Consider the following 26,801-nt stretch of genomic DNA (forward strand, 5'->3'; position numbering starts at 1 on the left):
CTAACTCTGTATTATTCACCACCCCAAACCAGCAAAGATCGCGCCTGTGGATAAGTAGGCGATCTACCCACAAGCTTATTCGAGTTAGATCGCGATCAGATCACAGGATCAAGATGCCGTTATCTTTTGATTTATATAGATAAATAGACTTACCCACAGAAGATCGCGATCCTAATAGTAAACATAATAAGAGATCTATATAAAGATCTTAAGATCTATTAAGCAGATCCTTTGGCGATCGAAAGGCCTAAATTGATCTTTCACCAAAGGCTTTCCAGGTGCTAAAATATGCGGCTACTCCTTGAGTAACTCTGTCCTTTCACTGGGCAATGTCATTTTATTTTCGATATAGGTTTTAAGGTATTCTGATGCATTTTCATGAGCGGTTTGATGTTATTGTTGTTGGCGGTGGACATGCCGGAACCGAAGCAGCATTGGCATCTGCTAGGATGGGATCAAAAACATTATTATTGACTCATAATATTGATACCTTAGGACAAATGTCCTGTAACCCTGCGATTGGCGGTATTGGTAAGGGTCACCTTGTCAAAGAGATCGATGCGATGGGTGGTGCAATGGCCATTGCAACTGACCATGCAGGCATTCAATTTCGTACCTTAAATTCAAGCAAAGGCCCTGCGGTTCGTGCTACTCGAGCACAGGCGGATCGCGCACTTTACCGGGCTAAGATTCAACAGATCTTACAAAACCAGCCTAATTTACGTCTTTTCCAACAATCGGTTGATGATTTGATTGTTGAAAACGATCGTGTGATTGGTGTGGTTACTCAGATGGGATTAGCCTTCGAAGCCCCAGCTATTGTGTTAACCGCAGGCACTTTCTTAAGCGGTAAGATTCATATCGGCTTAGAAAATTACAGCGGTGGTCGAGCAGGCGATCCGCCATCGATCTCATTAGCAGATCGTTTGCGTGAATTACCTATTCGCGTTGGTCGTTTAAAAACAGGTACTCCACCGCGTATCGATGCTAATACGATCAATTTTGACCTGATGACAGAACAAAAAGGCGATGATCCTCTGCCTGTGATGTCATTTATCGGTGATGTGAAAGATCATCCAAAGCAGATCTCCTGTTTCATTACTCATACCAATGAGCGTACCCATGAGATTATTCGCGGTGGATTAGACAGAAGCCCTATGTACTCTGGTGTTATCGAGGGTATAGGTCCGCGTTACTGCCCTTCTATCGAAGATAAGATCAATCGTTTTGCCGACAAGAATTCTCATCAGATCTTTATCGAACCCGAAGGTTTAAATACCAATGAAATCTATCCAAATGGTATCTCAACCAGCTTGCCTTTCGATGTGCAGCTAAATCTGGTGAGATCGATTCAAGGGATGGAAAACGCCGAGATCATTCGTCCTGGTTATGCGATCGAATATGATTACTTCGATCCGAGAGATCTAAAAAACTCCCTAGAAACCAAAGCCATTTCAGGCCTGTTCTTTGCTGGACAGATCAACGGCACCACAGGTTATGAAGAGGCTGGCGCCCAAGGATTACTGGCTGGTATGAACGCTTCGCTTCAGGTGCAAGGCAAAGAAGCCTGGTGTCCACGTCGTGACGAGGCATATTTGGGCGTATTGGTTGACGATCTATCCACCCTGGGTACCAAAGAACCTTACCGCATGTTTACTAGCCGTGCGGAATACCGCCTGTTGCTGCGTGAAGATAATGCCGATCTGCGTCTCACCGAGAAGGGACGTGAATTAGGTTTGGTGGACGATGATCGCTGGGCGAAGTTTAATGCCAAACGCGAAGCGATTGAACTTGAGCTGCAGCGTCTGCGTAGCCAATGGATACATCCAAACTCGCCTCTGGTCGATGCCCTTAATCCGCATCTAAAGACGCCTATTACCCGTGAAGCGACCTTCGAGGAGCTGTTGCGTAGACCTGAGCTGGATTACCCTAAGTTAATGAATGTCGAAGGGTTTGGTCCGGCCATTGAAGATCCGCGTGCTGCGGAACAGGTGCAGATCCAGGTGAAATATTCGGGTTATATCCAACGTCAGCAAGATGAGATCGACAAAGCGATCCGCCATGAAAAGACTGGGCTTCCTCAGAATCTCGATTATCAAGAGGTTCCAGGTCTGTCTAATGAGGTGATTGCTAAGCTTAATGACCACAAACCCGATACGGTCGGTCAGGCATCACGCATCTCTGGGGTGACTCCGGCGGCAATCTCTATTTTGTTGGTTCACCTTAAAAAACGCGGTTTGCTCAAAAAAAGCGCGTAATATCTCGTAATTAATCATTTTGATGACCGGTATGGGAGGCTAAGCCCTTCCCATACCGGTCACTCGGCTTCATAATATCCCATTGTTTATCGAGGATACTTCAGTGTTATCAGCCCAACTAGAAACCTATCTTGCCGAGATGCAGATGACGGCAACGCCGAAACAGAAACAGCAATTGCTTGATTTTGTTGGCATGTTATCCAAATGGAATAAGGCCTATAACCTGACATCTGTGAGAGATCCTGAGCAGATGTTGATTCGCCATATCATGGATAGCCTTGCGGCGAGCCCTTATCTGGTGGGTGAACGTTTTATCGATGTGGGGACTGGCCCTGGTTTACCTGGGATCCCGCTGGCGATCATGAACCCAGACAAAGAATTTGTATTGCTCGACAGTTTGGGTAAACGTATTCGTTTTCAAAAACAGGTTCAATTTGAGCTGGCGATAGGTAATATAAGTTCGGTCGAGAGTCGTGTTGAAGCCTATCAACCCGAAGAGAAGTTTGATGGCGTACTCAGTCGTGCTTTTGCGTCTATCCAGGATATGCTGCACTGGTGTCACCATCTGCCTAAATCGACAGGGTGTTTCTATGCCTTAAAGGGGCAGCTGAGCGATGAAGAGATGGCCAGTATTCCTGATGGTTTTACCCTGACCGATACCATTGAATTACGCGTCCCTCGTCTCGATGAACAGCGCCACCTCTTGCGGGTGGTCAAAGCGGCTTAGTTCCCAGGGTTATAAAGTTGCATTATTTAACCAGTTCAAGCAATTTGATAAAGAGTTTTACTATCGAATCGGCGAACGTGATAGACAGGATGATATTGTGGGTAAAGTGATAGCCGTGGCTAACCAGAAAGGTGGCGTCGGAAAAACAACGACTTGTGTGAACTTAGCGGCTTCATTAGCGGCCACTAAGCGTAAAGTGTTGCTTATCGATCTCGATCCTCAAGGTAATGCGACTATGGGGAGTGGCGTCGATAAGTATAGTGTCGAGAATACCGCCTATGAACTCTTGGTCGAGGAAAAAACGGTCGAGGAAGTGGTTTATCGCAACACAGCAGGCAAATACGATCTGATTGCCGGTAATGGTGACGTTACCGCCGCCGAGATCAAATTGATGGAGTTTTTCGCTCGAGAGATCCGTCTGCGTAATGCCCTGGCTCCCGTCAAAGATTATTATGATTTTATCTTTATCGACTGCCCGCCTTCATTAAACATGTTGACGGTCAATGCCATGTCGGCAGCCGATTCTGTCTTGGTGCCAATGCAATGTGAGTATTACGCCCTAGAGGGACTCACTGCCCTGATGGATACCATCAGCAAGTTGGCCGCCATGGTCAATCCTGGATTAGCGATCGAAGGGATCTTGCGTACTATGTACGATCCCCGCAATCGATTGGCCAACGATGTATCAGATCAACTTAAACAGCATTTTGGCGATAAAGTATATCGCACCGTTATCCCTCGCAATGTGAGACTAGCTGAAGCGCCAAGTTTTGGTGCACCGGCCATGTATTATGATAAGTCCAGCGCCGGCGCCAAGGCTTATCTTGCTTTAGCTGGTGAGATCATTAGACGTGCAGAGCAACATTCTCAGTTAGAGCAAGCTTAAGGAAAAACAGATGACACCCAAGAAACGTGGTCTAGGCAAAGGATTAGACGCACTGTTAAGCACTAGCCATGCGGCAGCTAAGCAAGGGCACAATGAAGAGTCGAGCCTGAGCACCAATGAAGAACTCAAGATGATTGCGCTGGATCTGCTGCAGCCGGGTAAGTACCAACCGCGTAAGGATATGTCACCTGAGGCGTTAGAAGAGCTGGCTGAGTCGGTAAAAGCCCAGGGTATCATTCAGCCTATCGTAGTACGTAAGGTGTCAGATAAAGGTTATGAGATCATCGCCGGTGAGCGTCGCTGGAGAGCATCTCAATTGGCTAAACTCGACAAGGTGCCATGTATCGTCAAACAGGTGCCAGACGAGGCGGCCGGTGTTATTGCCTTGATCGAGAACATTCAGCGCGAAGATCTTAACGCCATGGAAGAAGCCATCGCCTTGAACCGTCTGATCGAAGAGTTTGATCTGACCCATCAACAAACGGCTGATGCTGTAGGTAAGTCGCGTACAACTGTATCAAATCTTTTACGTTTGAACGGATTAGAAGAGCCTGTAAAACGTATGTTGGAGTATGGCGATATCGATATGGGTCATGCTCGAGCCTTGCTTGCCCTATCAGGGGATGAGCAAACTAATCTGGCCAGAACGGTCAGTGCTAAAGAACTAACTGTTCGTGAAACTGAACGATTAGTTAATAAAACCTTAAATCCACCTGAAATTGTCGATAAACCCGCAAAAGATCAGGATGTCGCCCGTTTAGAGAGCCAATTAATTGAAAAATTGGGGGCTAAAGTTTCCATTAGCCACAACAAAAAAGGCAAGGGCAAAATGGTAATTAACTATCAAAATTTGGCAGAATTAGATGGAATTATTGAGAAAATCCGATAATTTTCCTAAGTTAACGCAATATTATGTAACTTTGTGACATCTGTTAATCTTCTACTTTTAGACTTTTGGCGTAGATCACGTTAAAAGTCCCCTTTTTTACTTACCTTGAACTTGCTTTGAATGTGCGAAAAGGTATACTTTCGCAAGCTTTTTGTACCTCTAGATGGCCTAATAAATTCTAATCTGGTCACAGAAACAAAAAGTATGAATGCGGAGAAGATGAATTGAGCAAGGTTTTAGCACGTCGTGGCCGGTGGTCTGCCTATAAATTGGTGTTGGCGCAGGCGGCGGTGGCTGGGGGTGTTTCAATTGTCTTTTTCGCCGTGTGGGGAGCTCAGTATGGATTATCTGCTTTAGCAGGTGGTGCAATTGCTGTACTCCCTAATTTTGTATTCGCGACCCTCGCTTTTTCCCACACGGGAGCAAGTTCAGCAGGAAAGGTTATGAAAACCTTTTACTGGGGGGAAGCGGTAAAGTTGCTGTTAACCATAGCAATGTTTTCGCTGGTATTTATCAATCTTCAAGTGGTCTTTATGCCGCTTTTTGTTTGCTATATCTCGGCGCTAATAGTGCATTGGACAGCTCCTTTATACTTCAAGCAAAGTTAAGTGGGATGAATCATGGCTGCAACTGGTGAAGCGTTAACACCGCAGGGCTATATCCAGCACCACCTTACCAACTTAAGTGTTGGTGAAGGCTTCTGGACATGGCACATTGATTCGTTGTTCTTTTCGGTTGGGCTTGGTGTTCTATTCTTGTGGCTATTCCGCAGCGTTGGCAAGAAAGCAACGACAGGAGTTCCCGGTAAGCTTCAGTGCTTTATCGAGATGATTGTTGAATTTGTTGATTCTAGCGTGAAAGAAACCTTCCATGGCCGCAATCCTGTTATTGCTCCGTTGGCATTAACTATTTTTGTTTGGGTATTCATGATGAACTTCATGGATATGGTTCCAGTTGACTGGATTCCTGAACTAGCGATGGCTGCTGGTATCCCATACATGAAAGTGGTTCCAACGACTGACCTAAACATCACCTTCAGCTTAGCTATTGGTGTGTTTGTGCTGATTATTTACTACAGCATCAAAGTCAAGGGCGTTTCAGGTTTTGTTAAAGAACTGACATTACAGCCTTTTAACCATAAGGCAATGATACCCGTCAACCTCCTATTAGAGTCGGTTACTCTGATTGCTAAGCCTATTTCATTGGCATTGCGTCTGTTCGGTAACTTGTACGCAGGTGAGTTGATCTTCATCCTTATTGCGCTGATGTATGGTGCTAACATGGCGTTATCTGCCCTAGGTGTGACTCTACAACTAGGTTGGTTAATCTTCCATATTTTGGTTATCACTCTACAGGCGTTTATCTTCATGATGTTGACGATCGTGTATCTCAGCATGGCACATGAAGATCATTAAGGGTTGCTGAAGAAATTTTTTTTAAGCTAAATCACAAACTAACTAAAGATTTAGAATATTGGAGATAGAGATGGAAACTGTATTAGGCATGACAGCTATCGCTGTTGCTCTACTGATTGGTATGGGTGCTCTAGGTACCGCTATCGGTTTCGGCCTACTAGGTGGCAAGTTCTTGGAAGGCGCTGCGCGTCAACCAGAAATGGCTCCTATGCTACAAGTTAAGATGTTCATTGTTGCTGGTCTATTGGATGCGGTAACCATGATCGGTGTAGGTATTGCACTATTTATGCTGTTTACTAACCCACTGGGTGCAATGCTGTAATCAACGCTTCTGTCTTTAATCTAAATAGGAGGCTGTTGTGAATATCAACGCTACCCTAATCGGTCAGACGGTTGCCTTTATTATCTTCGTGTGGTTCTGCATGAAGTTTGTTTGGCCCCCTTTGATGAATGCCATCGAAGAGCGCCAAAAAAGGATCGCCGACGGTCTAGCTGATGCTGATCGTGCTGTAAAAGACCTTGAGTTGGCTCAAGCGAAAGCTACCGACCAACTAAAAGAAGCTAAGGCAACTGCTAACGAAATCATTGAGCAAGCTAACAAGCGTAAAGCTCAGATTGTCGATGAGGCCAAAGCCGAAGCAGACGCTGAGCGTGCGAAAATCATCGCTCAGGGTAAAGCAGAAATTGAAGCTGAACGTAATCGCGTGAAAGAGGACTTGCGTAAGCAAGTTGCTGCTCTGGCCATCGCTGGTGCAGAGAAGATCCTTGAGCGTTCGATTGATGAAGCCGCCCACAGTGACATAGTTAATAAACTAGTTGCTGAACTTTGATAAGGGAGTGAGTTATGGCTGAAATAAGCACCATCGCTCGCCCTTACGCAAAGGCAGCATTTGACTTTGCTATTGAAAAAAATGCAGTAGAAAGCTGGGCCGAAATGCTTAGCTTTGCCGCTCAAGTCAGTGAAAACGAGACGATGAAGCCGCTGCTGTCTGGTGCACTTGCCAGCAATCAGCTCGCCGACCTTTTTATTAAGGTGTGTGGTGAGCAAGTCAATGAGCAAGGTCAAAATCTGATAAAGGTAATGGCTGAAAACGGTCGTTTGGAAGTACTTCCTGCTGTATATGAACTATTTCATGAGTTCAGCAACGAGTGGGCGAAAGAGGTTGAAGCAAATGTTGTTTCTGCCACTGAGCTTAGCGAAGAGCAACAGCAGCAAATTAGTGCTTCTCTAGAGAAACGTCTCACACGCAAAGTTAAGCTGAATTGCAGCGTAGATGCCAGCCTGGTGGCTGGTTTAATCATCACGGCAGGCGACCTAGTCATTGATGGCTCGGTCAGCGGTAAACTAAACCGTCTGTCTGATAAGCTGCAGTCGTAATTGGGAGTTTGAGCATGCAACTGAATTCCACTGAAATCAGCGATCTGATTAAACAGCGGATCGAGCAGTTCGAAGTCGTTAGTGAAGCTCGCAACGAAGGTACAATCGTTGCAGTGAGCGACGGCATTATTCGCGTTCACGGCCTTGCCGATGTAATGCAAGGTGAGATGATCGAACTGCCTGGTAACCGTTATGCAATCGCGTTGAACTTAGAACGTGATTCTGTAGGTGCCGTAGTTATGGGTCCTTATGCCGATCTGGCAGAAGGTCAAAAAGTAAAGACAACTGGTCGTATCTTGGAAGTGCCTGTTGGCCGTGGTCTATTAGGCCGCGTAGTTAACACTCTGGGCCAACCAATCGACGGTAAAGGACCTATCGACAACGATGGTTTCTCTCCTGTTGAAGTGATCGCACCAGGCGTTATCGAACGTAAGTCGGTTGATCAGCCAGTACAAACTGGTTATAAAGCCGTTGACTCTATGATCCCAATCGGTCGTGGTCAGCGTGAGCTAGTCATCGGTGACCGTCAGACTGGTAAAACAGCCCTGGCAATCGATGCCATCATCAACCAAAAAGATTCAGGCATTAAGTGTGTATACGTAGCGGTAGGCCAGAAGGCTTCTACCATCGCTAACGTGGTACGTAAACTTGAAGAACACGGCGCACTCGCGAACACAGTCGTTGTTGTTGCAACCGCTTCTGAAGCTGCTGCACTGCAATACCTGGCACCATACTCTGGTTGCTCAATGGGTGAATACTTCCGTGACCGCGGTGAAGACGCACTGATCGTCTATGATGACCTGTCTAAGCAAGCTGTTGCTTACCGTCAGATCTCATTGCTACTTAAGCGTCCTCCTGGACGTGAAGCATACCCTGGTGATGTTTTCTATCTTCACTCTCGTCTACTTGAACGTGCTTCACGCGTTAACGCTGAGTACGTTGAGAAGTTCACTAATGGCGAAGTTAAGGGCACAACTGGCTCTCTAACTGCACTGCCTATTATTGAAACTCAAGCGGGTGACGTTTCTGCATTCGTACCGACCAACGTAATTTCGATTACCGATGGTCAGATCTTCCTTGAAACTGACCTATTTAACTCAGGCCTACGTCCTGCTGTTAACCCAGGTATTTCGGTTTCTCGTGTTGGTGGTGCGGCTCAGACTAAGATCATCAAGAAACTGTCTGGCGGTATCCGTACTGCACTTGCACAGTATCGAGAGCTTGCAGCGTTCTCTCAGTTTGCATCAGATCTTGACGATGCAACACGTGCTCAGCTTGAGCATGGTGAGCGTGTTACCGAACTCATGAAGCAAAAGCAATACGCGCCAATGAGCGTAGCCGACCAGTCTGTGTCTATTTTCGCAGCTGAAAAAGGTTACCTAAAAGGCGTTGAGCTGAACAAGATCGGTGATTTCGAAGCTTCTTTGCTCTCTTACATGAACAGCGAGCATGCTGACCTAATGAAGACTATCAACGAGACTGGCGACTACAATGCCGACATCGAAGGTGGTTTGAAGGCTGGCCTCGACAAGTTCGTAGAAACCCAAACCTGGTAAAGACACAGAGGTGTCTTAAGGCACCTCAGGTCCAGATTGGAGAGTAAAGATGGCCGGCGCTAAAGAGATTAAAACCAAGATCGCGAGTGTTCAGAACACTCAGAAGATCACATCCGCAATGGAAATGGTTGCAGCCAGCAAAATGCGCAAGGCGCAGGATCGCATGGCAGCGAGCCGTCCATACGCGGAAAATATGCGTAAGGTGATCGGTCACGTGGCGCAGGGTTCTCTCGAATATAAGCATCCATATTTGGAAGTGAGAGAAGCCAAGCGAGTTGGTTACATTGTTGTGTCAACCGACCGTGGTCTTTGTGGTGGTCTTAACGTCAACCTATTCAAAAAGGTTGTCGCGGACGTGAAGAAGCAGCGTGAAGCCGGAGCGGAAGTTGAATTCTGCCCAATTGGCGCACGCAGCGTACAATTCTTCAACAGCTTTGGCGGAAAAGTGTCTGCTCATGCTTCAGGATTAGGCGATACACCAAAACTCGCCGACCTGATCGGAACAGTACGCGTAATGCTACAAGCTTACAACGAAGGCACGCTAGACCGTCTGTATGTGGTATTCAACAAGTTTGTAAATACCATGAGCCAGACGCCTGTGATCGAACAGCTGCTACCTTTGCCTAAGTCAAAAGATGATGAGATTGCTCATCACTGGGACTACCTATACGAGCCAGATCCAAAAGAACTTTTGGACACCTTATTGGTTCGTTATGTGGAGTCTCAAGTGTATCAAGGTGTTGTTGAAAACATCGCATCTGAACAAGCAGCCCGTATGGTTGCGATGAAAGCTGCGACAGACAACGCTGGTGAACTTATCGATGACTTGCAGTTGGTCTACAACAAGGCCCGTCAGGCTGCGATTACGCAGGAACTGTCGGAAATTGTTTCTGGTGCCGCTGCGGTTTAGGCTGGGTAACGAATACAAGTTTTAGAGGATTAATCATGAGCACAGGTACTGTTGTCCAAGTAATTGGCGCGGTTGTGGACGTTGAGTTTCCACATGATGCCGTACCTCAGGTCTATGACGCTCTAGAGATCAAAAGTGAAGGCTTGGTGCTGGAAGTTCAGCAGCAGCTTGGTGGTGGTGTAGTTCGTACCATCGCTATGGGTTCTTCAGATGGTCTGCGTCGTGGTATCGAGGTAGTAAACACAGGTTCACCTATTACTGTTCCGGTTGGGAGTGCAACTCTTGGCCGTATCATGAACGTACTAGGTCAGCCAGTTGATGAAGCGGGTCCTATCGGTGAAGATGAGCGTTATGTGATTCACCGTGAAGCTCCTTCATATGAAGATCAATCAAACACGACTGAACTGTTAGAGACTGGTATCAAGGTTATCGACCTTGTATGTCCATTCGCTAAGGGTGGTAAAGTAGGTCTGTTTGGTGGTGCGGGTGTTGGTAAGACAGTTAACATGATGGAACTGATCAACAACATCGCTAAAGCACACTCTGGTTTGTCAGTATTCGCCGGTGTAGGTGAGCGTACTCGTGAGGGTAACGACTTCTACTACGAGATGGAAGAATCTGGCGTACTCGACAAAGTGGCCATGGTTTATGGTCAGATGAACGAGCCTCCAGGAAACCGTCTTCGCGTAGCACTGACCGGTCTGACTATGGCTGAGAAGTTCCGTGATGAAGGTAAAGACGTACTATTGTTCGTCGATAACATCTATCGTTACACCTTGGCGGGTACCGAAGTATCTGCACTGCTAGGCCGTATGCCATCAGCGGTAGGTTACCAGCCAACACTGGCTGAAGAGATGGGTGTTCTTCAGGAGCGTATTACTTCGACTAAGACAGGGTCTATTACCTCTGTTCAAGCGGTATACGTACCTGCGGATGACTTGACGGATCCGTCACCAGCAACAACCTTCGCTCACTTGGATGCGACTGTTGTATTGTCACGTAACATTGCTTCTCTGGGTATTTACCCAGCGGTTGACCCACTGGATTCGACTTCACGTCAGCTAGATCCACAGGTTGTTGGCCAAGAGCACTATGACGTAGCTAGTGGTGTACAGAACGTACTACAGCGCTATAAAGAGCTGAAAGATATCATCGCGATTCTGGGTATGGACGAACTATCTGATGAAGATAAGACGACTGTTGCCCGTGCGCGTAAGATTGAAAAATATCTTTCTCAGCCATTCTTCGTAGCAGAAGTATTCACCGGTTCTCCAGGTAAGTACGTATCTCTAAAAGACACTATCCGTGGCTTTAAGGGACTTTTGGATGGTGAGTTCGACCACATCCCAGAGCAAGCGTTCTACATGGCAGGTTCAATCGACGAAGTTATCGAGCGAGCTAACAAAAAATAATCGAGCCTTAGGCTTGGTATTTTAAGGAGAACGGATGGCAGCCATGACAGTACAACTTGATATTGTAAGCGCAGAAAGTAGCATCTTTTCGGGTCTGGTAGCACACCTACAAGTCTCAGGTGCTGAGGGTGACTTAGGTGTTATGCCTGGTCATGCTCCTTTGCTTACCCATATCAAACCTGGCATGGCGCGCATCGTCAAACAAGATGGTAAAGAGGAAGTGTTTTACCTTTCGGGTGGTATCCTGGAAGTGCAACCTTTCTCAGTATCAGTATTGGCTGACGTAGTATTGCGTGCCGAAGAGATTGATGAGCAGGCAGCCGTAGAAGCCAAGCGTCGTGCAGAAGCCCATATGGCTAACGCTGGCGCAGACTTTAACTATGCCGCTGCAGCGATTGAATTAGCTCAGGCTATCGCTCAATTGCGCGTTGTAGAGACCATCAAGAAGAACATTGCCAGATAAGGTTATTGTTTGATGATAAAAGGCGGAAACCGAGAGGTGACCGCCTTTTTTGTATCTTTTTCCCATCTATGAATCCCCTGTTGACTCCTTTTACGTGATCGAGTCAGACGTTTCGCCTTAATGGCAATGATAGGCTTATGCTCCTGTTTTTAGTGAGAGATGATTCCATGCAACAAGTCTTAATCGTCATCAATGACGCGCCTTACGGGTCTGAGAAACTCTTTAATGCCTTACGTTTGGCAATACAGTTAAATGAACAGGCTACAGCCCCCAAGGTAAAATTGTTTCTATTGTCCGATGCTGTGACAGCCGTGTTACCTAAGCAGCAACCGGGCGAAGGTTACAACCTACAACAGATGCTGGAGATTATTCTGGCGCAGGGGGCTGAGATTAAGTATTGCACTTCTTGTGTGCAGGCTCGCGGTCTTATTGAACTTGATGTGATCGAGGGATGTGTTAAGGCTACCATGGACGACCTGGCACTGTGGCTGCTCGAATCTGACAAGGTGATCACCTTCTAACTGGGTTAAAGAAGCCACAGTGTGTCGCTTTTGGCGGCGCGATCTATTAAAATCAGCCGACTCAATTTGAGCTTAACCAAATACCACCAGCAATTACCCAAGGATATCTTCATGGCACTGAATGTCGTTATTTTGGCCGCAGGCAAAGGAACCCGCATGCGTTCAGATCTTCCTAAAGTTCTCCACCCCATCGCCCATAAGAGCATGGTTCAGCATGTGATAGATACCGCGCATCAGGTAGGAAGTGACACGATTCAGCTGGTTTATGGTTATGGCGCCGACAAGCTTAAGGCCAGCCTGGGTGAGCAGGCATTAAACTGGGTGCTGCAAGCTGAGCAGTTGGGTACGGGTCACGCCGTGGCGCAGGCCAATGACAATATTGGCGATGATGATACCGTGTTGATCCTTTACGGTGATGTACCACTGATCCAGGCATCAACCTTGGAAGCCCTGTTGGCGGCGCGCGATGACAACGGCCTGGCTATTCTTACCGTTAATCTACCTGATCCTACTGGCTATGGCCGCATCGTACGTGAAGCGGGACAGGTTGTGGGTATTGTCGAGCAGAAGGATGCTAATGCTGAGCAGCTTAAGATCAACGAGATCAATACCGGCATTATGGCTGCGCCAGGTAAACAGCTTAAAGCCTGGTTGGGTCAGTTGTCATCGGACAATGCCCAAGGGGAATACTATCTCACCGATATCGTAGCCATGGCTCATCGAGACGGTGTGAGCATCACCACGGCGCAGCCTGAATCTGCTATTGAGGTGGAAGGCGCTAACAATCGTGTTCAACTGGCTCAGCTAGAGCGTGCCTATCAGGCGCGCGCAGCGGAAAAGCTGATGCTTGATGGGGCTAACCTGCGTGATCCAGCTCGTATCGATGTGCGTGGCGAGGTCACTGTCGGTATGGACGTGATGATAGATGTGAATGTGATATTCCAGGGTAAGGTTACTATTGGCAACAATGTCACTATTGGTGCTGGTGCTATCCTGATCGATTGTGAGATTGGCGATAATGCCGAGATCAAACCTTACTCTATTATTGAAAATGCCATTGTCGGTGAAGCTGCCAGCGCAGGGCCATTCGCTCGTTTACGCCCCGGCGCGGAGCTCAAGCGCGATGCCCATATCGGTAACTTCGTCGAGATGAAAAAGGCGGTGCTGGGTGAAGGCTCTAAGGCGGGCCATTTAGCCTATATTGGCGACGCTCAGGTAGGGGCTGGTGTGAATATCGGAGCCGGCACCATCACCTGTAACTATGATGGTGCTAACAAGCATCTGACCATTATTGAAGACGACGTGTTTGTGGGTAGCGATACTCAGTTAGTGGCGCCAGTGACTATTGGTAAGGGTGCTACTTTGGGGGCTGGCTCGACCATTACTCGTGATGTGGCGGCCGATGAGCTGGTGATCACCCGAGTGAAACAGCGCCATCTGACAGGCTGGACACGTCCGGTGAAAAAGAAGAAATAAGCTTACAGTTGTAGAAGAAGCGACCCAGGTGGTCGCTTTTTTTATGCCCCTAACTTAATTATCCAGTTAACCAGGCTTTTGCTATTGCGCCTGAGAGTGAGCGAGATCTCTCTCTAATGTAAAGGGATGTAAATTAGCTTAAATAAAAACGATTCTCATTTATATTGGCGGCAACTTTCGTTTCCTATGTTGTTGAGTGGTGAGGTTTCCATGGCATTTAAGCTGTATTCGTTTAATTATTCTCCTGTTGGTTTTGCAGTGCTAGCGGCATTGGCCAGTACCCCTGTATTGGCTGAAGATGGTGAGAAGAGCAGTGTGGTTGAAGCCAATATAGAACGCATTACGGTTTCAGGCCGCACCTTTAACGACTATAAAGTGGGAGTTGCATCCGGTGCCATGAGAGGTGATATCGATCTGATGGACACACCACAATCTGTTGCGGTTATTCCAGACTTTGTGACCGATGAGCAGCTGGCCACCAATCTGTCTGAGGTACTGGTGAATGACTCCAGTGTGACCAGCGGCAGTGAGAAATGGAACCGCCAAGTATTTAATATTCGTGGTTTTGAGCTGTCATCGGGGTCGGGGTATCTGATCAATGGTCAGCAGCAATGGTCTCACTATGTGCAGCCTATCGAAACTCTGCAACAGGTAGAAGTGCTAAAGGGACCATCAAGCATGCTTTATGGCCAGTCTGGCCCGGGCGGCTTGATCAACATGGTCACCAAGAAACCCACCTACGATAACTTGTTTGAATTTGGTTTTGATACCGATGAGCATGGCTCTACCCGTTTCCAGCTGGATGCCGGTGGTAGCCTCAATGAAGCGCAAACCATTCGTTATCGTACCGTGTTGGTTAAGCAAGACACCCAATACTGGAGAGAGTATCAGGATGGCACTAATCAGGAGCGGGATCGCTGGCTTGGATATCTGAACCTGGAGTTTGATATCACTGACGATCTCATGTTGTCACTTAAGTATGATCATACTCAGGATAGGACGGGCATAGACCGCGGTGGCTGGCTTAACAGTCAAGGCGAGCTCATTGGTGGCCGTGATATCATTTGGGATCAACCCTGGGCCTTTACCGATAATACTATCTCAAATCTGGGTGCCGAACTGACCTATCATCTCAGCGACAACTGGCAGATCAAGGCGGGTTATAACGACCAGCAGTTTAATCGTCAGCGTTTAGATTCTTCCCCTAGCCTGGTAAATGGCTCAGAAGATCCTTTCACGGATGGCTACACCATTAGCCCGTTCGACCGTTATGACGACTGGCAACATAAGACGGGCTTTATCGACTTTACCGGTGACTTTAGTACCGGCGATGTCGAACATAAGTTGTTGGTCGGCGCCAATATGCTGGACTACTACTATGGCCAGCTCAAAGAGGCGGGTGACAAGAATCAGTTGGTGATGCCGGGGCAGCCTGTGCCTCGCCCGGACTTGGACTATCATCGCGACACGACTAAGTCTGAGTCTGACTACAAGCATTACGGTTTCTATATTCAAGATCTCATTACCCTTAATGATAGCTGGCAGCTATTGGCTGGCGTGCGCTACGACGAGCAGAAGAAGGACGGTGAGGGTAATAACAGTTATGCCGTATCACCTAAGTTTGGGGTGATCTATTCACCCGCGGAGAACGGTAGCATCTATTTGAACTACTCAAAGAGCTTTACGCCTCAGGGAATGGTCAATGATCCTGATGATGTGAATGACAAAATGAATTTGGATCCCGAATATGGTGAGCAGTATGAGATAGGTACCAAATGGGAGCTTTTCGATGGCAGTCTACTGTTAACCGGTGCGCTATTCGATATTACGGTATCGAATGTCACAGTGACTCAAGATCTTGAGGTGACCCCGACGAGTGGCGACAAGACGATTACCACTCAATCTGGTGAGCAGCGTCATAAAGGCTTCGAGATGGGCGCCCAGGGTCAGCTCACTGAGAAATGGTTTATGTCGGGGTCGATGATGTATCTCGATGCTGAATATGTTCGTCCAGAAGAAGATCGTTTAGATGGTAAGACACCTGTGGATGCACCTGAATGGTCGGCTAACATCTGGACACGTTACGAGGTGACTGAAGCGCTGGCACTTAACTTTGGTGCCGTCTATGTGGGTGAACGTTTCGCTAATACAGACAATACGATTAGCAAAGATGCTTATGTTCGTTTTGATATTGGCGCCGCTTATACCATGGATATCAAAGGTACTGATCTGAGTGTTCGCCTTAATGTGAAGAACCTATTCGATCAGGATTATCTAGCTGGTGGAACCAATACAGATGTGACTGTGGGTGAGGGACGTCATTTCGGTCTTGCACTGGAAGCCAAGTTCTAATTTATTATCCGATACCGTAAAACCTAAAGCCGCTATCTCACATAGCGGCTTTTTTGTTTTTCAGGGGGCTTTTTAACCTGAGGGACTGGTAAAAAAGTTTCGAATCACTATAATCTATCTTTCGAAACGAAACCTAAGTGAAACTCTTTGTGAATAAACGAAACACACAACAGCGCCGCCACAGCATCATTGCCGTCTTGAACGAAACAGGCGAGGTGAGTGTGGATGAGTTGGCGAGTCGTTTCGAAACTTCTGAGGTCACCATACGTAAAGATCTGGCTGCGCTAGAGAAAACCGGGCTATTGCTTAGACGTTATGGTGGTGCGGTGGCTATCCCTGATGAGGTGACACAACAGTTTAGTGCCAAAATCGCGCCTAATAAGTTGTCGATTGCCGAGACGGCGGCCAGGCTGATTAAAGATCATAACCGCATCATTATCGATAGCGGCAGCACCACGTCGGGATTAGTGCAGCAGCTTAACGCTAAGCGGGGTTTGGTGGTGATGACCAACTCGCTGCAACTGGCCAATGCCATCCATGAGTTGGAAAATGAGCCAACTCTGTTGATGACTGGCGGTACATGGGATCCCCATTCTGAGTCTTTTCAGGGGCAGGTCGCCGAGTTAGTGCTGCGCTCTTATAACTTCGATCAGTTATTTATCGGTGCCGATGGCATTGATCTGACCCGCGGCACAACCACCTTTAATGAGCTGACCGGTCTTAGCAAGGTGATGGCAGAGGTCTCCCGAGAAGTGATAGTTATGGTGGACTCAGACAAGATAGGCAGGCGCATTCCCAACTTGGAACTGGCGTGGCAGCAAATAAGTGTGCTGGTGACCGATGACAGAGTCGATGAGCAAACGGTAAAACAGATCACCGAGCAGGGGGTAGAAGTAATACTCGCCCCCTACTCAAAGTAAATTTTTTAATATTAGTATTGAGTCAGTAGGAAAAAATTATGTGCGGAATCGTTGGCGCAGTGGCGCAAAGGGATGTTGCGGAAATTCTACTCGAGGGGCTACGCCGCCTCGAATATCGTGGTTATGACTCTGCCGGTGTGGCGGTGATCCATAACAATGAACTGGAAAGCACTCGCCGTGTAGGTAAGGTGCAGGAGCTATCCAATGCGCTAGAAGAAGCGCCGCTGATTGGCGGTACGGGTATCGCCCATACTCGCTGGGCGACCCATGGTGAGCCGAGTGAGCGCAATGCCCACCCTCATCAGTCAAGTGGCGATATTGCCGTAGTACATAACGGCATTATCGAAAACCATAACAAGCTGCGCGATATGCTGAAGGGCTTGGGTTACACCTTTAGTTCAGATACCGATACCGAAGTGATCTGTCACCTGGTGCACCATGAGCTTAAGTCTCACGATACCCTGCTCAGCGCCGTACAAGCCACGGTGAAACAGCTTGAAGGTGCTTACGGTACTGTTGTGATCGACCGCCGCGATAGCGAGCGCATGATTGTGGCCCGTTCTGGTAGCCCACTGGTGATAGGTTTTGGCCTGGGCGAAAACTTTGTCGCTTCTGATCAGTTAGCATTGCTGCCTGTGACTCGCTCGTTCGCCTTCCTCGAAGAGGGTGATGTCGCCGAAGTCACACGCCGCACCGTCAGCATTTATGATCTGGATGGTAATCCGGTCGAGCGTGAAGTCAAAGAGTCGGAAGTGACTCATGATGCCGGTGATAAGGGTGAATACCGCCACTATATGCTCAAAGAGATCTACGAGCAGCCTCGCGCCATTGCTCACACCCTAGAGGGGCGCATTGCCGGTGGTCATGTGCTGGATTCGGCATTCGGTGAGAATGCCGCCGAGTTTTTAAAAGATATCAAACACGTACAGATCATTGCTTGTGGTACCAGTTACCATGCGGGCATGGCCGCACGTTACTGGCTCGAAGATTGGGCCGGTGTTTCATGTAACGTCGAGATCGCTTCTGAGTTCCGTTACCGCAAGTCGCACCTATTCCCTAACAGCCTGTTGGTGACTATCTCTCAGTCAGGCGAAACCGCTGACACCTTGGCGGCACTACGCCTGGCTAAAGAGATGGGCTATAAGGCGACCATGACCATCTGTAACGCGCCGGGTTCTTCTCTGGTTCGCGAGTCGGATATGGCGTACATGATGAAGGCGGGCGCCGAAATTGGTGTGGCTTCAACCAAGGCCTTTACCGTACAGTTAGCAGGTCTTCTGATGCTGACCGCTGCCATTGGTCGTCACAACGGCATGTCTCCAGAGATGCTGGCCGAGATCACTCAGAGCCTGCAATCTATGCCGGCTAAAGTTGAGCAGGCGCTGGGCTTGGACGATGCCATTGCCGAGCTGGCTGAAGACTTTGCCGATAAGCATCACGCCCTCTTCCTGGGCCGTGGCGATCAATACCCTATCGCGATGGAAGGTGCGCTTAAGCTTAAGGAGATCTCCTACATCCACGCCGAAGCTTATGCTTCTGGTGAGCTTAAGCATGGTCCGCTGGCACTGATCGATGCAGATATGCCGGTTATTGTGGTCGCTCCAAACAACGAACTGCTTGAGAAACTCAAGTCGAACGTCGAAGAAGTTCGCGCCCGTGGTGGTCTGATGTATGTGTTTGCCGACAAAGATGCCGAGTTCGAGTCAGATGACACCATGAAGGTGATCCCTGTGCCACATTGTGACGATTACATGGCGCCACTTATCTACACCATTCCACTGCAGCTGCTTTCTTATCACGTCGCCTTGATCAAGGGGACCGACGTAGATCAGCCACGTAACCTGGCAAAATCAGTTACGGTAGAATAATTTAGCGGGTATCCGTTAGATTTCTAGATTCAAAAGCAGCCTCTGAATAGGCTGCTTTTTTTATGTTTTCTCCATTCTCTTCACTTTTTCGGCTTTTTCTTCTTTTGTTCCTTGACCTGTGTCTAACACACAGGTTTATAGTCAATGTAACAGCGATACTAAGGTCTCTAGTTGGAGTGGTTATGCGTGTTAATCAATTAGCGAAAAACCTCAATATCACGGGTGATACCGTGCGTTTCTATACCCGCATCGGCCTGCTGACGCCGACTAAGTCTTCGGTCAATGGCTACAAGGACTATAGCGATAAGGATCAATCGCGCATGCAGTTTATCCTAAGCGCCAGGAGCCTTGGGTTTAGCGTCGATGAGATTAAGGTGATCTTCTCCCGAACCGATCAGGGGGAGAGTGCCTGCGGCTTAGTCAGGCAGATGATTCAGCAAAAGCTCGATGAGACAGAGAAGCAGTTTGAAGAGATGGTGAAGCTGAGGAGCAAGCTGTCGAACGCGGTGAAGGATTGGTCCCACAAGCCAGATAAAGCACCGACTGGCAATATGATCTGCCATCTAATCGAAGGCACATACGCAGAAGGCAGTTACACTGAAGACAGCTATGAAGAAGGCGTCGATGAGCCAAGCGTTATGGCGAGCTAGGAGAACATAAGATGGATAGTAAGAGAGTACAACTCAACATCATTGGCGCTGGCTGTGCTAGCTGCGTTGGTAAGATTGAAACCGCATTAAAGGCCGTACCCGGAGTCACCTCGGCGGAGATGAATTTTGCCGAGCGTATCGTCGATGTCTCGGGCTCGGCAACGCCTGAGCAGTTAATTGCAGCCGTCGAGGCGGCTGGCTACAACGCGACTCAGCTACAGGGCGAGGCGAGTAGTGATGCCATGGATGAGAAGGAGCAGGCCGATCTCGACTATTATCGCAGCCTGCTGCGCCATACTTTTATCGCCTTATCTGTGGGTATTCCCTTGATGGTCTATGGCCTGTTTATCGGTGAGATGACGGTCACTACCACGACCGAGCAGCTGGCCTGGGGGCTGGTGGGCTTAGTTACCCTAAGTATCATGATTTTGTCAGGCAAACACTTTTATGTGGGGGCATGGAAATCTTTTGTGCACCACAACGCTAACATGGACACGCTAATTGCCTTGGGTACGGGGACCGCCTGGCTCTATTCCATGCTGGTGGTTGCTTTCCCAACGCTGCTACCCGAGATGGCGCGCCATGTCTATTTTGAAGCCACAGCGATGATCATAGGTTTGATTAACCTTGGCTTAGCGTTAGAGGTGAAGGCTAGGGGAAAGACCTCTGAAGCTATCAAGCGTCTCATTGGCTTACAGGCTAAGACTGCGAGGGTAATTCGTGACGGTAAAGAGCTGGATATCGATATCGCCCAGGTGCTGCAAGGTGACAAGGTGAGGGTCCGCCCTGGTGAGAAGATCCCTGTCGATGGCGTGGTCATTGAGGGTAATACTAGTGTCGATGAATCTATGCTGACTGGTGAGCCTATGCCGGTAGAGAAAACCATCGACAGCGAGGTGGTCACTGGTACCTTAAATAAGTCAGGAGCTATCGTCTTTAGCGCTACCCGAGTGGGTAAAGACACAGCCCTTGCCAGAATCATCGCCATGGTGAAGCGGGCGCAAAATTCAAAACCGCCAATTGGCAGGCTTGCCGATGTGATTGCCAGTTACTTTGTACCGGCAATTATGATCATCGCCATCGTTAGTGCCATGGTCTGGTTTAACTTTGGTCCTGAGCCATCTTTAGTATTTGCTATCGTCTCGGCCACCACAGTGTTGATCATCGCCTGTCCCTGTGCCTTGGGGTTGGCGACACCTATGTCGGTTATGGTTGGCGTGGGTAAGGCCGCCGAGTCGGGTGTGCTAATCCGTAACGGCGAAGCGCTGCAAACCGCCTCTAAGATCAGTGTCATGGTGTTAGATAAGACGGGCACTATTACTCAAGGTTCACCTCAGGTAACAGATATCCTGCTGGCCGAGGAGACTGAGTTAGATGAGCAAGGCGTTCTAGCCCTAGCCGCCAGCATAGAGCGTCATTCTGAGCATCCCCTCGCCGAGGCCATCGTCGAGACGGCTAATAGCCGAGATATCAAACTTGAGTCTGTCGAAGACTTTAATGCCATCTCTGGACGCGGCGTAGAGGCAAAAGTTAACGGACACTCTATTTTGTTTGGTAACCAGGCCTTGATGCAGGACTTAGGTGTAGACATTCAGGCACATCAGGCTAAGGCGCAGCAATTGGCTGCAGAGGCTAAGACACCTATGTATCTGGCACGAGACAATAAGCTCATCGCCATCATTGCAGTGGCCGATCCTATTAAACAGGATTCGGTTGAGGCGATCGCCAGGCTTAAGCGTAATGGCATAAAGGTGGTGATGTTGACGGGAGATAATCAGGCTACGGCTGCGGCCGTGGCTGCTAAGGTCGGCATAGAAACCTTTTTTGCCGAGGTGATGCCTCAGGATAAAGCCAGCAAGGTGGCCGAGTTGCAAAAAACGGGTGAGATAGTGGGCATGACGGGAGATGGTATCAATGATGCCCCCGCGCTGGCGCTGGCTAACGTTGGCTTTGCCATTGGCACGGGGACGGATGTGGCCATCGAGAGTGCCGATATTACTTTGATGCGCGGCTCTTTGCATGGCTTAGCCGATGCGATAGCGGTCAGCAAGGCGACACTGAGGAATATTAAGCAGAATCTGTTTGGCGCCTTTATCTATAACGCCGCTGGTATCCCTATTGCCGCGGGAATTCTCTATCCCATGTTTGGGGTTTTGCTCAGTCCGGTTATTGCCGGTGCGGCCATGGCCTTCTCATCACTGACTGTGGTGAGTAACGCCAATCGCCTGCGTCTATTTAAAGCCAAAGCGCATTAGGAGGCTGGTATGTTATTTATCAATTTATTTTGTCTCGCTTTAATTGGCTTTATTGTCTGGTGGTTCTGGCTTTATTCGCCAGAGACTCCGGTGAGCCAGGAAGGGATAAAGATAGTCGTTAAAGATGGTGTTTATACGCCGTCGCGCATCAAGATTACAGCGGGTCAGGCCACGACACTTACCTTTTTAAGAGAGGACAAGTCGGCCTGTTCGGCGACTTTACAGCTGCCTGAACTGGAGATCAGCGAGGAGCTGCTGCTTGATAAACCTACGGTTATCAATATTCCGGCCACGAAAGCGGGAGAGTATGCCTTCCATTGCCAGATGCAGATGTATAAAGGCGTGCTGGTGGTTGAATGAAGGTGGTGAATAATGATAGTAGGGCAAATGCTATTACTAGATTTGCCCTAAAAACTGATCACGGCACTAAAAACGATAGCCCAGAGCAAAAGTCATTGTCTGGATATCGAGTATATCCATCGCCTGATAATGGTAGGTCAGGCCGAGATCCATGCCGGATGCGAACTCTACACGCCATCCTAATCCCGCAAGTAGGCCGGTATTATTCGATGAGAAGCGGCCACCGCTATTACTTTGGATGTCGCTAGAGTTCATTTTAGTGTGGTTGATGCCGAGTTTAAACACTAAGCGATTTCTTTTAGATAAGGGAAGGGTATACAGGGCAGATGCCCGGAAGCTATCGATATCTGTCTGTTGATTGCTCACTCTAAAGACGGGTTCTTGCTGCATATAACCTACCTCAACTCCCCATTCGGAGGTAAATTGGTAGCGATAGGCTAGATCATAGTGAGCCTGTGAATCACTAGAGTGGTCTGTTGAGTCCTTGGTATCCCCAAAACCGGCACCGGCTGATAGGGCGTGTTGATAATCTGATGCGGATGAGATAGGAGCGAAAAGGAGACAAGCTGCGGCAACAATAGCTTTCATAACAATCCTTTGAAGTGTGACAACAAGTTAGTTTGTAACCGTTTTGTAACATTGTTTTTGTGTTCACAATATCGACTGCATCACAGCGTTAGGCTTTGAATTGGCTATTTTTTATGTGCTTAGTTTGATTTGAACTTACGAAGACTGAAAGCGCTAACTCATCACTGGGGTAATCTTATCAAATCATTAGTGCCTTTTGCCTGTGCTCTATCTGTTTCCACACCTTATCGTGGAAGTAGAACACGACAGTATTAATCGCCGGTTCAATCAGTGCCACCGCGCCGCCAATCACTATGCTACCGGTTAACAGGTAGGTAATGGTGAACGCGACACCAAAGTGTAGTATCGCAAAAGTAAATGTTTTAGCCATGATGCAACTCCTCTTTAATTATTCCAAATGATAATTGTTATCATTTGCGGCGTAAAGTAGGAGAGTTCGATTGCCTTAATTCAGCAGGGCGATTAAAAAGGCGAGCGTATCTAGAAAAAAGCCGCCTCAAGTAAATCGCTTGGGGCGGCTGGTGTCGATTTAGCTAATTATGGTCAGAATTAATAGTGCCAAGGGAATTTTGAGAAATCCTGATCCCGTTTTTCCAGGAAGGCATCGCGTCCTTCAACGGCCTCGTCGGTGCCATAGGCTAGGCGGGTGGCTTCCCCGGCAAACAGTTGCTGACCCACAAGGCCGTCGTCAGGTAGGTTGAAACCATATTTCAACATACGCATGGCAGTAGGAGACTTAGAGTTGATCTCTTTGGCCCACTTTAGGGCTTCAGTTTCCAACTCGGCATGGGGAATGGAGCGATTGACCATACCCATGTCGAAGGCCTCATCGGCGCTGTAGTTAAAACCGAGGAAGAAAATTTCCCGGGCACGTTTCTGACCTATCATTTTGGCAAGATAAGCACTGCCGTATCCTGAGTCGAAGCTACCCACGTCTGGGTCGGTTTGTTTAAAGACGGCGTGATCTTTCGAGGCCAGCGTTAGATCGCAGACCACATGCAGGCTGTGGCCACCACCAACGGCCCAACCGGGCACCACGGCAATCACCACCTTAGGCATGAAACGGATCAGGCGCTGCACCTCTAAGATATGCAGGCGGCCCATGCGTGCCAGATCGGGTGTATCGGTTTCCTCGCCCTCATACTTGTAGCCATCTTTACCGCGAATACGTTGATCGCCGCCGGCACTGAAAGACCACTGCCCCTTGGCTGATGGGCCGTTGCCTGTCAGTAGGACACAACCGACATCTGACCATTGGCGGGCATGATCCAGTGCGGTGTAGAGTTCATCTACTGTCTTAGGGCGAAATGAGTTGAGACAATCTGGGCGGTTAATGGCGATTCGTACCGTGCCCTGATCTTTTGCTCTATGGTAGGTAATGTCTTCAAATGTAAATCCAGGTACCAGATCCCAGGCTGATGGATCGAAGATATCGGAAACCTTGTCTGTCATGTTCGTAACCCTATATTTGTCGCATCGAGAAGATGAGCCAAGGCTAGGCTCAATATGGAAAGAGATCAATTGGGAAGCAGAAAACCGTGCTCTTGGCTAAGGTTTCTGCTTCCTAAAGGGGTTTATCTGATCTTATCGCAGATAAATTGTTGGTTGTCTTTGCTCAGCTCGTCAAAACGATTACCGCTGTTGTCGCAATACTTCTCTTTAAACTCAAGTACCGACTCAGGCGATTCGAGAATATTGTCCAGTGCAGCCAACTCCTTTCGAGTCAGTCGCTCGGCAATTTGCGTCTTGAACATTGCAATGTTCTTGTCTACTCGGATGATCTTTGTCCCTGTCATCGAGTCGAGTTTACGCTCGATGCGCTTCATTAGCGCATCAGTCTGCGCTATGGGTTCATCGAGTTTGTCTGTTTCGGTCGCTAGATAATAGAGTAATCCTATCCCTGCACCTAAAATAATCCAGCCTCTCATTATTTATCCAACCATGGTGAACAATTAGTATTAGAAATGTATAATAAGCCAGTTTTCATGGAATATTAAAGCTGTAAGGCTGTTAAATATGAACGCAGAATCAAATAAAAAGGATTATTCCAAGGCTGAGCGGATCAAAATACATCAGCCCGATGAGAACAAATCCGATCGTTTTAATCCCCGCAATCGTATTTACGTTAGAGCAATAGAAGGATTTTGGACACAGCTACGTCGCCGTCTCGGCTGGGTCGCAATGCTCTTTTTCCTGATTTTGCCTTGGATCCCCTGGGGTGACAGACAAGCTGTCTGGTTTAACCTAGGTGAACAAAAATTTCATATCTTCGGTTTAACCATTTGGCCCCAAGATCTTACCTTACTCGCTGCACTCTTAATGATAGCCGCATTTGGTCTATTTTTTGTGACAACCTATCTTGGGCGTGTCTGGTGCGGTTATACCTGCCCTCAAACGGTTTGGACTTTTATCTTCATCTGGTTCGAAGAGAAATTTGAAGGTGCGCGTAACAAGCGCATTAAATTGGATCAGATGCCATGGAGTTTTAATAAGGCTTGGCGAAAGACGGCAAAGCATGCCTCTTGGATATTGGTCTCCTTATTAACCGCCATGACCTTCGTTTCGTATTTTGTACCGACTAACGAAGTCTATATCGATGTCTTTAGTGGTAACGCCTCGGGCGCTATCTACTTTTGGGTGAGTTTGTTTACCGTAGCGACTTATGGCAATGCCGGCTGGATGCGTGAAATCATGTGCATCCATATGTGTCCCTATGCCCGTTTCCAGTCTGCTATGTTCGACAAGAACACTTATATTGTGGGTTATGACACTAAACGTGGTGAAAATCGCGGTCCCCGTTCTCGTAAGGCCGATCCTAAGGCGTTAGGCCTTGGTGATTGTATTGACTGTGACTTATGTGTACAGGTTTGCCCTACCGGGATCGATATTCGTAATGGTTTGCAATATGAATGTATCAACTGTGGCTCTTGTATCGATGCCTGTGATACCACCATGGATCGCATGGGCTACGATAGAGGTCTTATCGCCTATACCACAGAGAATAAGCTTGAAGGTGTTAAAGAGAAGGTGATACGACCTAAGCTGTTAGGTTATGGTGCCGTATTGGCATTAATGATCTTTGTCTTTATTTATGCCACTGTGACTATCGCACCTGTGCGGGTCGACATTATTCGCGATCGTAATCAGCTCTTTAGAGTGAACAATCAGGGTCTGATAGAAAATACCTTTACCCTGAAGATACTCAATAAGACAGAAGCTAAGCATGAATATCAGCTCAGCGTCGAAGGCTTAACCGATTACCAATGGTATGGTCCACAAACTGTCACTATCGACGGCGGTGAGGTACTGACTCTGCCTGTTAGTGTGGCCGTCGATCCCGTAAACCTGTCTCGAGCCATGACTAAAGTTAACTTTAAGGTCACCACTGCATTAGATGGTGAAACGGTCGAAGCGGTGCAAGAATCTCGCTTCTTTAGCCAGTAACTTAAATCAATAACTTCGCTACTAACGGTGAATGGTCAGAAAAAGGGGCTTTTTAGCCCCTTTTTTATACGTATTGCGTGATAAATATTCGCTTGATCATCTAAGTGTCTTTTTCTTTCAAAAAGCCCTTGCGTAAAAGTTTAGTCTCCCTATAATGCGCATCCACTGACACGGCACAGCAACTTCTTCAACTGGTGAAAGCCAGATAAATAAAGGAGTTCAGCTTAGTCAGCGACTCAGATTTAGACGCGGTTTAACGCACTGGATTGAGTCGGGCAGAAAGTGGTTTAAGGCTTTCAAATGTCGTCTTCTGGTTAAAGAATCGACGCTTGAAAAGCTTCTTAAAATTAGCCCTTGACGCCAACATTTGGATGTGTAGAATACGCATCCCTAAGCCGACGGCCCAGCGCCAAAGGCGGCATCGAATAATAAGATGCAATGCTCTTTAACAAGATGAAACAAGAAATCTGTGT

General features: G+C 47.9%; 26 protein-coding genes. 22 read left to right on the plus strand and 4 right to left on the minus strand.

Translation table 11 applies throughout. From position 1 onward, the window contains the following. Positions 1 to 368: 368 nt before the first annotated feature. The 21 genes from mnmG (at position 369) to NY07_RS08815 (ending at position 22,296) form a co-directional block, all read left to right on the plus strand. Positions 369 to 2,258: a tRNA uridine-5-carboxymethylaminomethyl(34) synthesis enzyme MnmG gene (gene mnmG, locus NY07_RS08715; RefSeq protein WP_033538955.1), complete on the plus strand. Its 1,890-nt coding sequence runs from the start codon at positions 369 to 371 to the stop codon at positions 2,256 to 2,258. Between the two features lie 103 nt (positions 2,259 to 2,361). Continuing rightward, positions 2,362 to 2,985, plus strand: coding sequence for a 16S rRNA (guanine(527)-N(7))-methyltransferase RsmG (gene rsmG / locus NY07_RS08720; RefSeq protein WP_033538956.1), 624 nt, complete (start codon positions 2,362 to 2,364; stop codon positions 2,983 to 2,985). A gap of 97 nt (positions 2,986 to 3,082) precedes the next feature. Further along, positions 3,083 to 3,871 (plus strand): ParA family protein, encoded by a 789-nt coding sequence (locus tag NY07_RS08725; protein WP_033538992.1) that lies wholly within the window; start codon positions 3,083 to 3,085, stop codon positions 3,869 to 3,871. Between the two features lie 10 nt (positions 3,872 to 3,881). After that, positions 3,882 to 4,760, plus strand: coding sequence for a ParB/RepB/Spo0J family partition protein (locus NY07_RS08730; RefSeq protein ID WP_033538957.1), 879 nt, complete (start codon positions 3,882 to 3,884; stop codon positions 4,758 to 4,760). 224 nt (positions 4,761 to 4,984) lie between these two features. Continuing rightward, positions 4,985 to 5,368, plus strand: a complete 384-nt coding sequence (locus tag NY07_RS08735; protein WP_033538958.1) for an ATP synthase subunit I — start codon at positions 4,985 to 4,987, stop codon at positions 5,366 to 5,368. A 12-nt stretch (positions 5,369 to 5,380) separates the two neighbouring features. Next, positions 5,381 to 6,175, plus strand: a complete 795-nt coding sequence (gene atpB / locus NY07_RS08740) for a F0F1 ATP synthase subunit A (RefSeq protein WP_033538959.1) — start codon at positions 5,381 to 5,383, stop codon at positions 6,173 to 6,175. 70 nt (positions 6,176 to 6,245) lie between these two features. Continuing rightward, entirely contained in the window at positions 6,246 to 6,497 is a 252-nt protein-coding gene (atpE, locus tag NY07_RS08745; protein ID WP_011639455.1) for a F0F1 ATP synthase subunit C, read from the plus strand. A 37-nt stretch (positions 6,498 to 6,534) separates the two neighbouring features. After that, on the plus strand, positions 6,535 to 7,005 hold the full coding sequence (atpF, locus tag NY07_RS08750) for a F0F1 ATP synthase subunit B (RefSeq protein WP_033538960.1): 471 nt from the start codon (positions 6,535 to 6,537) through the stop codon (positions 7,003 to 7,005). A 14-nt stretch (positions 7,006 to 7,019) separates the two neighbouring features. Beyond that, positions 7,020 to 7,553 (plus strand): F0F1 ATP synthase subunit delta, encoded by a 534-nt coding sequence (gene atpH / locus NY07_RS08755; RefSeq protein ID WP_033538961.1) that lies wholly within the window; start codon positions 7,020 to 7,022, stop codon positions 7,551 to 7,553. A gap of 14 nt (positions 7,554 to 7,567) precedes the next feature. Then, on the plus strand, positions 7,568 to 9,109 hold the full coding sequence (gene atpA, locus NY07_RS08760; RefSeq protein WP_033538962.1) for a F0F1 ATP synthase subunit alpha: 1,542 nt from the start codon (positions 7,568 to 7,570) through the stop codon (positions 9,107 to 9,109). Between the two features lie 49 nt (positions 9,110 to 9,158). Beyond that, the gene (gene atpG, locus NY07_RS08765; protein WP_033538963.1) at positions 9,159 to 10,019 is read left to right on the plus strand and encodes a F0F1 ATP synthase subunit gamma; all 861 of its coding nucleotides are present in this window, start codon (positions 9,159 to 9,161) and stop codon (positions 10,017 to 10,019) included. 35 nt (positions 10,020 to 10,054) lie between these two features. Next, positions 10,055 to 11,431, plus strand: a complete 1,377-nt coding sequence (atpD, locus tag NY07_RS08770) for a F0F1 ATP synthase subunit beta (protein WP_033538964.1) — start codon at positions 10,055 to 10,057, stop codon at positions 11,429 to 11,431. 34 nt (positions 11,432 to 11,465) lie between these two features. Then, positions 11,466 to 11,894 (plus strand): F0F1 ATP synthase subunit epsilon, encoded by a 429-nt coding sequence (locus NY07_RS08775; RefSeq protein ID WP_011867635.1) that lies wholly within the window; start codon positions 11,466 to 11,468, stop codon positions 11,892 to 11,894. Positions 11,895 to 12,061: 167 nt separating this feature from the next. Next, positions 12,062 to 12,415 (plus strand): DsrE/DsrF/TusD sulfur relay family protein, encoded by a 354-nt coding sequence (locus tag NY07_RS08780; protein WP_033538965.1) that lies wholly within the window; start codon positions 12,062 to 12,064, stop codon positions 12,413 to 12,415. A 111-nt stretch (positions 12,416 to 12,526) separates the two neighbouring features. Continuing rightward, a complete protein-coding gene (gene glmU / locus NY07_RS08785; RefSeq protein WP_033538993.1) occupies positions 12,527 to 13,891 on the plus strand; it encodes a bifunctional UDP-N-acetylglucosamine diphosphorylase/glucosamine-1-phosphate N-acetyltransferase GlmU in 1,365 nt (454 codons plus the stop codon). 210 nt (positions 13,892 to 14,101) lie between these two features. After that, complete coding sequence (locus NY07_RS08790; protein ID WP_033538994.1) at positions 14,102 to 16,243, plus strand: TonB-dependent receptor; 2,142 nt, start codon at positions 14,102 to 14,104, stop codon at positions 16,241 to 16,243. Positions 16,244 to 16,392: 149 nt separating this feature from the next. Then, on the plus strand, positions 16,393 to 17,163 hold the full coding sequence (locus tag NY07_RS08795; RefSeq protein ID WP_033538995.1) for a DeoR/GlpR family DNA-binding transcription regulator: 771 nt from the start codon (positions 16,393 to 16,395) through the stop codon (positions 17,161 to 17,163). Between the two features lie 38 nt (positions 17,164 to 17,201). Beyond that, complete coding sequence (gene glmS, locus NY07_RS08800; protein WP_033538966.1) at positions 17,202 to 19,031, plus strand: glutamine--fructose-6-phosphate transaminase (isomerizing); 1,830 nt, start codon at positions 17,202 to 17,204, stop codon at positions 19,029 to 19,031. Between the two features lie 182 nt (positions 19,032 to 19,213). Continuing rightward, complete coding sequence (locus NY07_RS08805) at positions 19,214 to 19,681, plus strand: MerR family transcriptional regulator (RefSeq protein WP_033538967.1); 468 nt, start codon at positions 19,214 to 19,216, stop codon at positions 19,679 to 19,681. 11 nt (positions 19,682 to 19,692) lie between these two features. Next, entirely contained in the window at positions 19,693 to 21,936 is a 2,244-nt protein-coding gene (locus NY07_RS08810) for a heavy metal translocating P-type ATPase (protein WP_033538968.1), read from the plus strand. A 9-nt stretch (positions 21,937 to 21,945) separates the two neighbouring features. Continuing rightward, positions 21,946 to 22,296 carry a cupredoxin domain-containing protein gene (locus NY07_RS08815; protein WP_033538969.1) on the plus strand — a complete coding sequence of 117 codons (351 nt, stop codon included), beginning with the start codon at positions 21,946 to 21,948 and terminating at the stop codon, positions 22,294 to 22,296. A gap of 66 nt (positions 22,297 to 22,362) precedes the next feature. Here the strand turns inward: NY07_RS08815 and NY07_RS08820 are convergent, their stop codons facing one another. The 4 genes from NY07_RS08820 to NY07_RS08835 form a co-directional block, all read right to left on the minus strand. Continuing rightward, a complete protein-coding gene (locus tag NY07_RS08820; RefSeq protein ID WP_033538970.1) occupies positions 22,363 to 22,884 on the minus strand; it encodes a porin family protein in 522 nt (173 codons plus the stop codon). 178 nt (positions 22,885 to 23,062) lie between these two features. Then, a complete protein-coding gene (locus NY07_RS08825; protein WP_033538971.1) occupies positions 23,063 to 23,254 on the minus strand; it encodes a DUF2061 domain-containing protein in 192 nt (63 codons plus the stop codon). A gap of 179 nt (positions 23,255 to 23,433) precedes the next feature. Continuing rightward, entirely contained in the window at positions 23,434 to 24,336 is a 903-nt protein-coding gene (locus NY07_RS08830) for a 1,4-dihydroxy-2-naphthoyl-CoA synthase (protein ID WP_033538972.1), read from the minus strand. Between the two features lie 122 nt (positions 24,337 to 24,458). Then, positions 24,459 to 24,812 (minus strand): hypothetical protein, encoded by a 354-nt coding sequence (locus NY07_RS08835; protein WP_033538973.1) that lies wholly within the window; start codon positions 24,810 to 24,812, stop codon positions 24,459 to 24,461. 88 nt (positions 24,813 to 24,900) lie between these two features. Between NY07_RS08835 and ccoG the strand changes: the two genes are divergently transcribed. After that, positions 24,901 to 26,328, plus strand: a complete 1,428-nt coding sequence (ccoG, locus tag NY07_RS08840) for a cytochrome c oxidase accessory protein CcoG (RefSeq protein ID WP_033538974.1) — start codon at positions 24,901 to 24,903, stop codon at positions 26,326 to 26,328. Positions 26,329 to 26,801 lie beyond the last annotated feature (473 nt).

It is taken from the genome of Shewanella sp. ECSMB14101 (assembly GCF_000773485.1).
In the GTDB taxonomy this organism is placed as follows: domain Bacteria; phylum Pseudomonadota; class Gammaproteobacteria; order Enterobacterales; family Shewanellaceae; genus Shewanella; species Shewanella marisflavi.